Here is a 13,314-nt window from a genome sequence, read left to right on the forward strand (position 1 = left end):
TAAGCTATTTTTAACTTATTTAACCTGTTAGGTGTAATCAAAAAATTGTCTATGGTCTTTACCTGCACTAAAACTGCTTATCTTATTGCTGTGTTTTACTGCTTTCCAATGTGCAACCTGTGCGCCCCTATTTACATGAGGAAAGGAGCTTACATGAGGAAAGGAGTTTACATGAGGAAAGGAGCTGTCATGTGGTGAAGAACTGACATGCGATGAGGTATTCTTTTCATCAATAGAAATTTTTAAAAAATCACAAAGCATTTGATAGCTATTTTGCTTACTTATATCAATGGATAGAAAACAAGACTTGCCTGAGAAATAATCCATTACTTCTGTTTTATGATTTTGATAACAAGCCGTTAGATGTTCATCGGTTAATAAATCAGGGTGGGATAACTGAAAGGTTTGATCAAATGAACGTTTTAATACGGGACTAAATTGACCTGTTTTAAGCGTTAGGTGTGGCAACATTCTTTGTAATAAACGTTGAACGGAAGGTAACCAAGCGGTTAAGTCTCGTGTTAAATAGATAAACTGGGATCCCGGAAATAATTTATCTAATTGTTTATAATCTGAAAAACATGGGCAATCAGTTACTACATCGGCAAGAGCAAAGGTCTGTTTAGTGAAAGCAGTATGCGCCACTTTAAAACCTAAGTTTAAAAATGCAACGCTGATACTAGTCGTGCCAGTTCTAGGTAAACCGATAATAAAAACCTTACTCATGTATTCGTCTCTGATCAATTAATGAAGAGGATTGTAACGAATACCAAGTAAAGTTAAATCAAAAGTTATTATTAATTATTAGGCAGCTTTGTCATTCATTAGCAATTAACCATTATTAATGATGTGTTGCATTGTATCAATAATATCAACCGCCATCGTTAGCTGTTGCTTGGATAAAGGCTCAGTTGCAAAGTGGCCTAGGTCATTATCAAAATATTGGCCATTGTGCTCAGCCATATCTGGCGATAATGCAATTTCACTCACTATGTTTGCACCAATACTTAAATCGTTTCCTGCAATACCAAAGCCTTCTTTCACCATTTTACTGGCTAATAATGATCCTGGGTTGACCGAAATACAGTCTGGGCTTTCACTGTTAAGGCTGGATGAATGTGTCCATAATCTAATGGCTAATTTACTTTGTGCATAAGCTTGCATGTCTTCAAGGTCGAGTCTCCCTAACATTGCATCGATATTTACTGGTGATTGCGCGGCTGATGATAAATTAACAATACGACCATTTGTACCCAAAACAGATGTCAGCAATTGACTCAAATAATAAGGAGCGATGCAATTAACAACAAATCGAACATCTAATCCTTGTTTATTTTTTGTTGTTGATGTTTTAAATACACCTGCATTATTGATCAGCACATCGATGTTTTTATATTTAGCTAATATCGTAGCGGCAAGATCTTTCACTGCCTCGAGATCGGATAAATCTGCGAGCATGGTGTCTACTTTAGACACATTCGTTAAAACAAGTAGTTTAAGTTGTGCAGACTTTAATTTTTCTTTGTTACGACCATGAATGATTAAATCGTGCCCTAGAGATGCTAATTTCTTTGCTGTTTCAAAGCCAATACCATCTGTAGCACCCGTAATTAAAATTGTTTTATGCATTATATAGCTCCAAAATAAAAAGAAAGATGATAATAATCCTGTATTGAATATGCCCAGGTTAAGGGGTAGTTATAATTTGTAGTGGATTTAAAAGCTAACCCATAAATTCTAGTTGGTGTTGTTTAAGTTAAATAATTATATGACCTAGTGACAATCTTGATAATATACTTAAACAGTGAATCACTTTATATCTTATGTTGATAATGATAGAGGTTATACAATTTTGAATATCGAACATTTAAAATTATTCTTACGCGTTGCTGCGACAAATAACATTAGTTTAGCAGGACAAAAATTAGGGTTATCAGCAGCGGTTGCAAGTAATCATATAAGTAAACTAGAGGAGAATTTAAAGGTTCGTCTGGTTCATAGAACAACACGTAAAGTTTCGTTAACCGAAGAGGGAAAAGCCTTTTTACCCTATGCCGAAGATGTTATTGCAAGCGTAGCTTCTGCACAAGCTGCGTTAAGGTTTACTGATAATGCTTTGAAAGGGACGTTACGCTTAACTGCACCTGCTTCGTTTGGGCGAATGCATCTAATCCCTGCTTTAACGGACTTTTTAGCACAGCACCCAGGATTGAATATTGATTTAAAGTTATCTGATTCCATAGTCGATTTAGTAGAAGGAGGGTTTGATATTGCGATACGCAACTCACAGCTGAAAGACTCAAGTTTGATCGCCAGAAAATTAGCGACCGATAGTCGTATTGTTTGTGCATCCCCAGACTACCTTGCAAAGCATGGCGTTCCTGTTTCTCCGCAAGATCTAAAAAATCATCAATGTATTTCTTTAACTGGTTTGGATCATTGGAGCTTTGCAGGAGAAAATGGAGAAATGGTGATAAAAGCAAAAGGAAACCTCAGTGCTGATAATGGTGAAGCTATTCGTGATGCCTGTGTTAATGGGCTAGGCATAACGGTTTGCTCTAAGTGGATTGCCTATCAACAACTACAGGAAAATCAACTAATCCCTGTTCTGACGGATTATCCACTTGCAACTGATACTGCGATATGGGCTATCTACCCGAGTGCTCGACAAGTTGCTCCAAAAATTCGTGCTTTTATTGATTATTGTAAACAATATTTTGGTGAGAATGCATATTGGGAGCAGTAGACGACTTGAGGCTAAAATGAATTCACTTTCTTACCATTTATAAGAACCAGAGCGAAACCAACTGCTAAATTCAACACTGAAGGCATTTACTCTGTTCACTTTTATTCACTGCTTATTATTAACTACAAATAATAGTTGGCCCTAACGGTAACTACTGCAACACACTGCAACTTTGTGACACAAGACCATTGTGAAGTTGAGTTTTAATGGTAGTCTTTTGCAGGTTACAAACCCATAACAAATTGATAACAAGATACAAATCAACTTAATGAACTAAAAGGGACTATAAAAATGCAGAATATTTTTAAAAAAGGAATAATTGGATTAGCGTGTTTATTTTCATTTAATGCAATGGCAGAAAACTACACCATCGGTACTGGTAGCCAAAGTGGTACTTATTATCCTCTCGGTGGCATACTTGCTAAAATCTGGAGTGAAAACATAGAAGACTTTGATATGCGTGCTGAAGTAACGGCAGCATCTGTTGAAAATACGATTAAAGTGTCGACAAACAAACAGCTCGCAGGTATTGCCATGGGGAATGTGGTATTGCAAGCACATGAAGGTGTAAAACCTTTCCCACGTAAAATGGATGTTTCTGTCTTATTTGCTTTGTATCCAAATGTTGTGCAGTTTATTGTGCCTGCTGATTCTAAAATTCAGTCTATTCAAGATCTTAAAGGTAAGCGTATTTCTCTAGGTGCACCAGGTTCGGGTACGCGTGTGAGTTCAACTAATATTCTTGCTGCTCTAGGCATTACAGAAAAAGATATTGATGCACAGTCGCTTAACTATACTGCGACTACCAGTGCTATTTCTGCAGGACAAATTGATGCCGGCGCTATCGTAGGCAGCATTGGTGTTGGCGCGATTACTGAGCTTGCTTTTACTCATAACATTCGTATTTTATCTTTTACGCCTGAAGAACTAAAAGCAGTTTCTGCAAGTAATGCTTCTTATCAAGAAATCGAAGTGCCTGCAGGTAGTTATAAAGGTGTGAACGCATTTAATGCACCAGCAGTGTGGAACATCTTAGTAGTTAATAAAAACCTAGATACTGATTTAGCTTACAAGATGACTAAAGTTGCCTTTGAAAATATGAGCAAAATTAATCAAGTGATCAGTGTGACTAAATTTACTACGTTAGAAAATATGAACAAATTAGATGGGATTGATTTACACCCAGGTTCACTGAAATACTTAAAAGAACAAATGCAATAATCTCAACAGCTTTCGCTTAGAGAAAAAGTTCAAAGTAAATTATCTTAGAGAGAGTCATTATAAAAACGGTTAATAGGTCTTTATTAGCCGTTTTATTTTATGCATGGCAACGAATAGTTTACACATAACAAGGAACCCAGTATCAATTAACCAAGTAGTAATTAACCAAGTAGTAATTAACCAAGGGACAATTAAGCAAGGAGCAATTAACAAATAACAGTAAGTACAACTTTTAACATCAGCCTTTTAACTTGATTTAATCATTAACGTAATAACTAACGTAATCAAGAACCAATCTATAAATCTAATAATATTTGGTGACCCTGTGGAGAATAGCATGAGTGAATCTACTACTACGTGTAAATGGATTTCAGACAAAATAGTATTAATTGCTGCACTAGCAGCTATATCATTATCAATCTTTCAAATATGGCAAGGAATAACAGCCGACTTAGCCGCTACCATATTTAGACCTATTCACTTAAGCTGGGTATTAATCCTAGTATTTTTTACCCTACCACTAATTAAATCGCAACGTTCGACAGGTTTATACCTAATGGGGCGTGTCATAGACTTAATCTTTATTGCCGCGATAGCTTGGGCTTCTTATCATATCGTTGCCTTTGACTATGACGATATCTCATTCTTATTAGATGGATTAACAACGCTTGATCAAATATCCGGTTTGATTATTTTAGTGCTATTACTAGAAGCAACAAGACGTACGGTTGGTTTAGTCATGGTGTTTATAGCCGCATTATTTTTAGTGTATGCGATTTTTGGTAATTACCTACCTGGCTCTGTGGCAAGTAAAGGCTTTGCTGTTGAGGAGATCATTAGATTCCATATATATTCAACCAATGGTGTTTATGGCGCGCCACTCGCAATTGCTGCTGGTGTAGTTTTTATCTTTGTATTGTTTGGTGCCTTTTTACAGGTAACTGGAGCGGGTAAATTCTTTATCGATGCTTCTTTCTCAATTGCTGGAAAATATCGTGGTGGCCCAGCAAAAGCGAGTGTTATTGCTTCAGCTGCTTTAGGTTCAATTTCAGGATCTGCAATTGCTAATACGGTAACCACTGGCGCATTGACCATACCTATGATGAAAAAATTAGGCTATAAACCAGAGCAAGCTGCAGGTATAGAGGCGGCGGCGTCCACAGGTGGTCAAATCATGCCTCCTGTTATGGGTGCAGGTGCGTTTGTAATGGCTCAGTTTACGGGCATTCCCTATAGTGAAATTTTATTAGTATCGATAGCTCCTGCTATTTTATATTTTGCTTGTACCTTGCTTTATGTCCACCTAATGGCGTGTAAATTAGGCTTACAAGGCATGGAAATCACTGAGAAAATTTCCGTGGTGTTAAAAAACGGTTGGCATTTCCTCGTACCATTAATTTTAATCACTAGTTTACTGTTAATGAGTTATTCACCTATATTGGTGGGTATTTCAGGCTGTGTGGCTATTTTGGTGGCTGCTATGTGCAGAAAGCATAGCCGTATAACCATAGCGGTTTTCTTTGAAGGCATGAAGGAAGGGGCGCTATTAGCATTACCTATTTCTGTAGCTTGTGGTACTGCTGGTATTGTAGTCGGTGTCGTAGGACAAACAGGAATTGGATTGCAATTTACACAGTTCTTAATGGCATTATCAGGCGGTTATTTATGGTCAGTATTAGGTCTGATTGCGATCGCAGCGGTAATCCTAGGAATGGGATTACCCGTAACCGCAGCTTATATCGTTTTATCTATTATGGCGGTGCCAAGTTTAACGGAGTTAGGTGTTGGCTTACTAGCGGCACACATGATTGTATTTTGGCTATCGCAAACTTCTAATGTCACGCCACCAATTGCATTAGCTGCCTTTGCCGCTGCAGGTATAGCTAATACATCACCGATGCGTTCCGCTGTTCAAGCATTTAAGTTAGCTCAAGGCTTCTTCATTATTCCTATTATGATGGCTTTTTCTGGATTGATTTGGATGGAAGGTCAAAATATCGACTTTGTTATTGCTATCGTATTAACCATTGGTTTAATCGTTGCATTTGCAGGCACTATAGAAGGACGCTTAGCCACTAAGCTACCATTGCTTGCTCGTGGGTTATTATTGATTGCTGGGTTTACTATGTTAGTACCTTATCTTTATATCAATATAGCTGGGATCGCGATCATTGTGATGGTTTGCTTAGTTAACTATCGATTATCTCGAACTGAAGATGAGGTTGTAGCTGCTCAAATTTAAATTAAGTTTATGAAGTTAACTTCCATAACATAAACTCTACAATTTAAGACCTACATTTTAATATCTATAAGTTAACCGCTATCTCCAAAGAGGGTGATAGCGGTTAATATCAAATCCTAGTGTTAATAAATATCACTGTTAATGTTTAACATTCAATTCCTAATTAACAATGTTCAATACCTACTAACTAATCATTAATACCTAGTGATTAATGCCATATATTACACTCGTCATAAATTGCAATGAAAACTGTATATACATACAGTTCAATGAGTAATTTTGTTTTTAATAGTAAACCCTCAAACATTTAACACATATTTGAAGCATTAATGTTTATTAATCGAACAAATTATACTAAATCAGTAGGTTATTATGATTATCCGCTTTTCATTGCATTATCACTTAACTGTTTATTTATACAGTTAATGTTAAATGTATCACTTTCAATATTAATTTTTAATAATCTATTAAAATTTTATTGAACGATCGTTCTGTCTGTGTTTCAATATTATCATCATAAAAAGGAGCATGACATGATCAAGTTTTATTTTCACCACACACCAAACCCAATGAAAGTGGCTTTGTTTTTAGAAGAAACAGGGCTTCCCTTTGAGTTAGTTGCACTTGATACTTTAAAAGGAGAGCAACACACACCTGAATATCGTCAAATAAATCCAAATGCTAAAGCACCAGCCATTGAGGATGATGGCATACGTGTTTTTGATTCAAATGCAATTTTGATGTACTTATCTGAAAAAACTGGAAAATTGGCTGGCCAACCAGGTGATCGTGCTGAAATGCTTTCTTGGTTAATGTTTATTGCTTCTGGTCTTGGTCCATATTCTGGTCAATGTGTACATTTCCGTCATGCGGCACCAGAAGGTAATGATTATGCAGTTAACCGTTATTTACGTGAAGCGCAACGTCATTATGAAGTGTTAGATACGCATTTAGCTGGGCGTGAATATATTGTTGGCGAAGAGTATTCTATTGCCGATGTCTCTGCATGGGGCTGGATTGATAAAGCGCCAGTAGTATTGGGCGAAGAAGGGCTAACACCTTACCCTAATATTAAACGTTGGTTTGATAGTATTAATAGTCGTCCAGCAGCAGCACGAGCTAGAGAAATGGGTAAAAACATCACATTTAAGAAAGAGTTTGATGAAGAAGCTAAACGGGCATTCTTCCCATCAAACTATCCTAAGGTTTAATCGTTACATTGCTAAGGAATTAATATGACTGAACAATATACACCACCAAAAGTTTGGGTTGAAAACACCGAAGGTGGCAATAAATGGGCGAGCATTAACCGTCCTGTTTCTGGTGCCACTCATGAAAAAGCATTGCCTGTGGGTAACCATTCGCTGCAACTTTATTCATTAGGTACACCTAACGGTCAAAAAGTCACTATTCTTCTTGAAGAGTTATTGGCCGCAGGTGTTAAAGAAGCTGAGTATGATGCTTACTTGATCAATATTGGTGAAGGTGAGCAATTCTCTTCAGGATTTGTGGGTGCAAACCCTAACTCTAAAATTCCAGCGCTGGTGGATAAATCGAGTGATCAGTCTGTTAATGTTTTTGAATCAGCTTCAATTTTAGTTCATTTAGCAGAGAAATTTGGGCATTTTTTACCAACAAAAGGTGCGGCGAGAACAACGACTTTTAATTGGTTATTTTGGGCTCAAGGTTCAGCTCCTTTCTTGGGTGGTGGATTTGGTCATTTTTATGCTTACGCAGATGAAAAATTTGAGTATCCAATCAATCGTTTTGCAATGGAAGCTAAGCGTCAACTGGATGTATTAGATAAGCAACTTGCTAACAATACTTATGTAGCGGGTGAAGAGTTTACGATTGCTGATATCGCAATATGGCCATGGTATGGAAATCTAGTACTTGGGAACTTATATGATGCTGCAGAGTTTTTACAAGTTGACACTTATACGCACGTTTTACGATGGGCAAAAATGCTTGAAGCGCGAGAAGGTGTACAAAGAGGGCGTATAATAAACCGTTCTTGGGGTGAGGATTGGGAACAAGTTCCTGAGCGTCATTCAGCTGCAGATATTGATGCAGTATTAGCTAAAAAACCAAAATAGGTTTAAAGCTTAAACGTCGAGTGGGCGTACGTACTATGCAAGTGCTAAATAAGTGCTTATAGAAGAAGGCCAAGTAAGATAATCTCCTACTTGGCCTTTTTATATTTTGTAATCTAACTATTTAGCATCGGCAGGCAATAAAAATAAGCCCGTTGGATTAATCGTTAAAAATGCTCGTTCAGCTAAAGAGGCATTAAATTGTGAAGAGTTAAGTTGCAATAATATTTCATGCTCTTGCCAAGTTACACTCACTTCGTACATAGCCCCCATATAAGCAACTTTGTTCACTTGGCAACGTTGACTTTCATCACCTTGGTTAGTTAATAGGATCGCTTCAGGTCTAACGCCAATTAAATAGTTTCCACTTTTAAAACCTTCAACCATGGTCGGATCGGCAGGGGTCTTGTAACCATTAATGTTAATTTGTTCACCATCAAACTCACCTGGGAAGATATTAGCTTCACCCATAAAGTTTGCCATAAACATCGACGCTGGATTTTTGTAAAGCTCAGTGGGCGAACCTTGCTGCATAATTTTGCCATCTTTCATTACTATCACGGTATCTGACACGGCAAATGCTTCTGTTTGGTCATGCGTTACATACAAAGAAGTGATGTTGAAACGTTGCTGTAGTTCACGAATGGTTTCTCGCATGCTACGGCGTAAATTTGCATCTAAATTACTGAGAGGTTCATCAAACAACAACACTTTTGGTTTTAATACTAGCGCACGGGCTAGTGCCACACGTTGTTGTTGACCACCGGATATTTGATCCACATAACGCTCCCCAAAGCCTTCTAAATCTACTAATTTTAATGCTTCATCAACACGTTGTTTAGTTTCAGCTTTAGAGATGCCTAGCATCTTTAATCCATAGGCAACGTTTTGGTGTAATGATAAGTGAGGAAATAGTGCATAGGACTGAAATACCATACAGATATCACGCTGTTGAATCGAAGTATTGGTGACATCCTCACCATCAATAAATATTTGACCGCTGGTGGGCTTTTCCAATCCAGCCACTAAACGCAATACTGTTGTTTTCCCACAACCAGAAGGACCTAATAATGTAACTAAACTGCCTTTTTTGATCTCTAAGTCTAAGTTGCCTATGACTTCTTTATCGTCAAACTTTTTGCAGATATTTTTTAATACTACGAAGTTTTCATTTTCCATTTTACTGTTTTCCATTAATCGTTACTCCAGTCATTATTCTTGGTTGGTTGCTTTAGAACGAGATACACGGGTATCACCAACAAGGAAGTCAAAAATCAAAATAATTGCTAACATCACCACGATCAGGACTGATCCGTAGGAAATAGCGATACCGTATTCACCATCTTCAACACGATTCAAAATATAAGAAGTGGCAACACGCGTTTCCGGTGTAACTAAGAATATAATGGCACTTACTGTGGTCATTGCACGCACAAAGCTATAAATCAGTGTCGATAAAATAGCTGGTTTTAATAACGGAAATAGAATATGGATAATCGTTTTTAAAGAATTAGCGCGTAAACTTAATGAAGCTTCATCCAATGATTTATCCAATTGTCCCAGTCCTGCTATACCAGAGCGTATCCCAACGGGCACATTCCTCATCACCATTGATATCACCACAATCGCGGCCGTTCCCGTTAGATAAATTGGCGCATCATTAAAGGCTAGTATGTACGACACACCTGCAACTGTTCCAGGTACAGCAAAACAAAGCATGGTTGAGAACTCAATGACTTTTTTGCCACGGAATTGTTGTCTAACCACTATGTAAGCAATCAATAAACCGAAGAAAGCAGTTATTGGTGCGGCAATACCAGCATAAGTCATGGTAGTGATTAAAGAAGGCCAAGCTCCCTCACTCATTCCCATACCAAATAGGTTGATGTAGTTATTAAATGTCAGGCTGTAATCAACACCCCAGTTAACCGTAAAGCTGCCATAAAAGATGCTACCGTAAAGAAGCACATTAAAGGCCATCCAAAAATATAGAAGACCCGATACACCTAGTTTCAACGATGGTGGTAGTGGTTGAACATCACCACGGTAAGACTTACCTGAAATAGTCACGTATGAACGTTTACCAATCCATAGATACTGCACTACAAAAATAGCTAAAGAGAATAACAGTAGCACTGCACCTAAAGTACTTGCCGAAGCATAATCAAGTTGAGCACCCGCAATGTAGAAATAAATCTGTGTTGCTAATACATCAAAACTACCACCCAGTACCAATGGATTACTGAAGTCAGCAAGAGATTGTACGAAGATGATTAAAAAGGAATTAGCCAATGCAGGTTTTAATAATGGCATCACAATTTGAAAGAAGGTTTGGTAACGGTTAGCACGTAATGTATATGACGCTTCTTCTAATGAAGGATGTAAAGATTTCATTGCACCGTCAATAATCATGAAAGACATAGGTGCAAAAGCGAGTACTTGAGCCATCCAAATACCAGTAAAACCATATAACCAGTTAGTTTGTTCTAAACCGAACCAATCGGCCATTAATTCAGTAATATAACCTGAACGACCTAACATTAATGTGACGCCTAAACCCACAACAAAGGGTGGAGTTACAATCGGTAGAATAGAAAATATGCGCGCAATAAATGCAGAACGTTTTGCAATACGCGTAGTATAAATGGCAAAAATGAGACCAAAAAAAGTGGCTCCGATACCAACTGATGTGCCTAACATAACCGAGTTTAATATAATTTGTATAATGTGCGATTTGGTGAGTATTTCAAGGAACTGGAACAGTACAAAATTGCCAGCATCATCCTGAAACATCGGTACAAAAATAGCAATACTTGGATAAATGATAAAAGTAGAGATTAATATAATGATGGAAATGAGTGATGCAATAATAAACACATCACCACCAAGGTATTCCATTCTTGAAAAGGCGAGTGTCATTACTGCGCCAAGGCCAATGAATAGAACAATCGTGGAGTAACCTAAACCTTGTTCAGTATACCAAGATGAAAGTAGCGTTATAAACATACAGAAAATAGAAAAAACAATATCGAACCAATGTTGTTTTTTGGCGTATTTGTTTTGTATTTTACGAGGGCGAATTAATAAACCGAGCGGTAAGATAAACCATAGCCAAGAAATATTAGCTGAGCTCCAGCCCATAGCCATGTTAATTTCTTCAAAAGTGGAATCGAACACCCCATAATCGAGTGAAAAACTGGGGAGGAATATAAAGCCGGCAAGTAACACTAAAACCCAATAAAAAATAGGATCTCGATGTTCAGGAGTAGGCCGGTGACGAGTAGATGATTTATCTGTTATATCATTCATTGTAAAATACCGAGTTAATAAAAAGTTATTTTTAATCAATTTGTTAGATTAAATATTCCCGAACTGCAGGAAGTGGAAATGTAATTTGTAATCGTGATTGATAATAGAATTAAAATAAAATATTAAGGGAAGATGAGCAGTACTAATACTGCTCATCTAAGTGAAGGTTATTCACCCATTTTTACTTGGTTTACCCATTTATCGATTAAACGTTTACGCTCACTAGATGATCCGTACTTATTCATATCGTAATTAATTAAAGTTAGTTTTTTAGGGTCCAGCGCATTAGGTGATTGCTCTGCGGTTGTGTTGGTTAAAATTTGGAACGATTGACCTTTGTTCCAAGCTAACTCTTGGCCTTCTTTTGATAATACATAATCAACAAAAAGTTTTGCATTATCTAGGTTACGAGCACCTTTAATAATACTCACGCCACCAATTTCATAACCGGTTCCTTCACAAGGAGAAATAAGCTCCAATGGTGCACCTTTAGATTGTTCAAGTGAATAGTCATGTAAGAAGCCTACACCGATTGCGATTTCACCACGTGCAGAGTTACGAGATGGTGTTACACCTGATTTAGTGTATTGAGAGATGTTTTTATCTAATGCTTTGAAGTAATCAAACGCTTTATCTTCAGTCCAAAGTTGGATGAAGGTTGCTAATGCAGTGTATGCAGTGCCTGAACTTTGTGGGTCAGAAATTTGAATTTCATCTTTGTATTCTGGTTTAGTCAGGTCACTCCAACAACGTGGGATTTCTAACCCTTTCTCTGCAAGGCGTTCAGTATTCACACCAAAACCAAGAATGCCCATATAAACGGCAGATGAGTAATTACCTTTACGCTTAGCTGGATCTTTGTATTGATCCATAATGAATTCAAGCTGAGGAGACTTATAAGGTTGCAGTAAATCCATTTCACCCGCTTGAGATTGTGGATCTAGCGTGCCACCATACCAAACATCGGCACGAGGGTTCTTTTTCTCTGCTTCAATTTTAGCAAACGTGCTACCAGAGCCGTTACGTACAAATGAAGTTTTAACATCATATTTTTCAGAGAATGCTTTGGTTTCTGCAGAACACATTGCATTGGTTGCACTGCAGTAAACAACAAGTCGACCTTCAGCAACGGCTTGTGGTGCAATGGTCATTGTGGAGCCTAGAACACAAGCGGCTAATAAAGTACGTTGAGTGCTAATTTTCATATTCTTTCCCTTCCTTTTTTTAATAAAAAACTAATATTTCACTATGTGAATAAATAATGCCAAAGCATTTAGTCTCGTTATTCCGTTCAACTATTCTGCTAATACAAATATGAATAATGGTGTTAAAACATTCTAAATTTTCTTTTCAAGAAAACACAAGCGTTAGCAAGTAACAACAATACGGCTACCCATTCGCGTTATCTCGCACATCCTGTGCTTTTACAAAAGGTAAAATCAGTAAGCCAATACAAGCTGCAGATAAAGTAATGACACTGAAAAAACCTTCCCAATTAAATCGTTCAATAATTAAAGCAAGTGGGTAGCTAGCAAGTGCTGCGCCTAAATACCCAAATAAACCTACAAACCCAGTTGCAGTCCCTGCTACATTCTTGTGTGAACATTCAGCGGCTGCCATTCCAATCATCATTTGAGGGCCAAATACAAAGAAACCAATTGAAAAAAAACATCCCGATAGCATAATGCCGATCAGTTAAGAAA

10 protein-coding genes and 1 pseudogene are annotated in these 13,314 nt (G+C 37.4%); 5 read left to right on the forward strand and 6 right to left on the reverse strand.

All coding sequences use genetic code 11. From position 1 onward, the window contains the following. Positions 1-27 precede the first annotated feature (27 nt). Both MT390_RS06955 and MT390_RS06960 read right to left on the reverse strand, forming a co-directional pair. A complete protein-coding gene (locus MT390_RS06955) occupies positions 28-726 on the reverse strand; it encodes a sulfotransferase (protein ID WP_499440333.1) in 699 nt (232 codons plus the stop codon). Between the two features lie 105 nt (positions 727-831). Continuing rightward, complete coding sequence (locus MT390_RS06960; protein ID WP_499440334.1) at positions 832-1,629, reverse strand: SDR family NAD(P)-dependent oxidoreductase; 798 nt, start codon at positions 1,627-1,629, stop codon at positions 832-834. Between the two features lie 223 nt (positions 1,630-1,852). Between MT390_RS06960 and MT390_RS06965 the strand changes: the two genes are divergently transcribed. The 5 genes from MT390_RS06965 (at position 1,853) to yghU (ending at position 8,305) form a co-directional block, all read left to right on the forward strand. Beyond that, the gene (locus MT390_RS06965) at positions 1,853-2,746 is read left to right on the forward strand and encodes a LysR family transcriptional regulator (protein WP_499440336.1); all 894 of its coding nucleotides are present in this window, start codon (positions 1,853-1,855) and stop codon (positions 2,744-2,746) included. A 291-nt stretch (positions 2,747-3,037) separates the two neighbouring features. After that, positions 3,038-3,967, forward strand: a complete 930-nt coding sequence (locus MT390_RS06970; RefSeq protein WP_499440338.1) for a TAXI family TRAP transporter solute-binding subunit — start codon at positions 3,038-3,040, stop codon at positions 3,965-3,967. 337 nt (positions 3,968-4,304) lie between these two features. Further along, positions 4,305-6,209: a TRAP transporter permease gene (locus MT390_RS06975; RefSeq protein WP_499440340.1), complete on the forward strand. Its 1,905-nt coding sequence runs from the start codon at positions 4,305-4,307 to the stop codon at positions 6,207-6,209. 533 nt (positions 6,210-6,742) lie between these two features. Continuing rightward, positions 6,743-7,420, forward strand: a complete 678-nt coding sequence (locus MT390_RS06980; protein WP_499440342.1) for a glutathione S-transferase family protein — start codon at positions 6,743-6,745, stop codon at positions 7,418-7,420. 24 nt (positions 7,421-7,444) lie between these two features. Beyond that, entirely contained in the window at positions 7,445-8,305 is an 861-nt protein-coding gene (gene yghU / locus MT390_RS06985) for a glutathione-dependent disulfide-bond oxidoreductase (RefSeq protein ID WP_499440344.1), read from the forward strand. Between the two features lie 117 nt (positions 8,306-8,422). Here the strand turns inward: yghU and fbpC are convergent, their stop codons facing one another. The 4 genes and pseudogenes from fbpC to MT390_RS07005 all read right to left on the reverse strand — a co-directional run. Further along, complete coding sequence (fbpC, locus tag MT390_RS06990) at positions 8,423-9,481, reverse strand: ferric ABC transporter ATP-binding protein (protein ID WP_166369539.1); 1,059 nt, start codon at positions 9,479-9,481, stop codon at positions 8,423-8,425. Positions 9,482-9,514: 33 nt separating this feature from the next. Continuing rightward, positions 9,515-11,611, reverse strand: a complete 2,097-nt coding sequence (locus MT390_RS06995) for an ABC transporter permease (protein WP_499440345.1) — start codon at positions 11,609-11,611, stop codon at positions 9,515-9,517. 167 nt (positions 11,612-11,778) lie between these two features. Beyond that, positions 11,779-12,816: an ABC transporter substrate-binding protein gene (locus tag MT390_RS07000; RefSeq protein ID WP_028870172.1), complete on the reverse strand. Its 1,038-nt coding sequence runs from the start codon at positions 12,814-12,816 to the stop codon at positions 11,779-11,781. 184 nt (positions 12,817-13,000) lie between these two features. Continuing rightward, positions 13,001-13,291, reverse strand: a pseudogene (locus tag MT390_RS07005) (MFS transporter family glucose-6-phosphate receptor UhpC); the annotation flags it as partial. Positions 13,292-13,314: the final 23 nt, after the last annotated feature.

The sequence above is a fragment of the Vibrio sp. 2-Bac 85 genome, assembly GCF_037546705.1.
GTDB lineage: Bacteria > Pseudomonadota > Gammaproteobacteria > Enterobacterales > Psychromonadaceae > Psychromonas.

What these genes read in the sequence shown, in the direction of transcription:
- MT390_RS06955 (WP_499440333.1), bottom strand. Translation starts at nt 726, where the DNA reads ATGAGTAAGGTTTTTATTATCGGTTTACCTAGAACTGGCACGACTAGT.
- MT390_RS06960 (WP_499440334.1), bottom strand. Translation starts at nt 1,629, where the DNA reads ATGCATAAAACAATTTTAATTACGGGTGCTACAGATGGTATTGGCTTT.
- MT390_RS06970 (WP_499440338.1), top strand. Translation starts at nt 3,038, where the DNA reads ATGCAGAATATTTTTAAAAAAGGAATAATTGGATTAGCGTGTTTATTT.
- MT390_RS06975 (WP_499440340.1), top strand. Translation starts at nt 4,305, where the DNA reads ATGAGTGAATCTACTACTACGTGTAAATGGATTTCAGACAAAATAGTA.
- MT390_RS06980 (WP_499440342.1), top strand. Translation starts at nt 6,743, where the DNA reads ATGATCAAGTTTTATTTTCACCACACACCAAACCCAATGAAAGTGGCT.
- yghU (WP_499440344.1), top strand. Translation starts at nt 7,445, where the DNA reads ATGACTGAACAATATACACCACCAAAAGTTTGGGTTGAAAACACCGAA.
- fbpC (WP_166369539.1), bottom strand. Translation starts at nt 9,481, where the DNA reads ATGGAAAATGAAAACTTCGTAGTATTAAAAAATATCTGCAAAAAGTTT.
- MT390_RS06995 (WP_499440345.1), bottom strand. Translation starts at nt 11,611, where the DNA reads ATGAATGATATAACAGATAAATCATCTACTCGTCACCGGCCTACTCCT.
- MT390_RS07000 (WP_028870172.1), bottom strand. Translation starts at nt 12,816, where the DNA reads ATGAAAATTAGCACTCAACGTACTTTATTAGCCGCTTGTGTTCTAGGC.